This window comes from Novosphingobium sp. B-7 (genome assembly GCF_000410615.1).
Taxonomy (GTDB): Bacteria; Pseudomonadota; Alphaproteobacteria; order Sphingomonadales; family Sphingomonadaceae; genus Novosphingobium; species Novosphingobium capsulatum.
Genome location: NZ_KE148339.1, coordinates 1 through 276 on the forward strand (window position 1 = coordinate 1; position 276 = coordinate 276).

At 72.8% G+C, this 276-nt stretch carries 1 pseudogene; it reads left to right on the forward strand.

The features are described from left to right. Positions 1 to 276 (forward strand): annotated as a pseudogene (locus H926_RS27150) (molybdopterin molybdenumtransferase MoeA); the annotation flags it as partial.

Below are 276 nucleotides of genomic sequence, written 5' to 3' on the forward strand. Positions count from 1 at the left end.
GGCAACCCGGCCTCGGCCTATGTCACCGCGCACCTGTTCATGCTGCCCCTGCTGCGCGCCGCGCTGGGCGCCGCCCAGCCGCTGCCCAGCCCGTTGCACATGCCGCTGGCCCAGCCCATGCCGGCCGGCGGCGGGCGCACCGAATTCCTGCGCGGCCATTGGGACGGGGTTTCCGTCACGCTCGATCCGTTGCAGGATTCGGGCGCGATCGCCCCCATTGCCCGCGCCAATTGCCTGGTACAGCGCGAGGCGGGCGCGACGATGCAACCGGAAGGG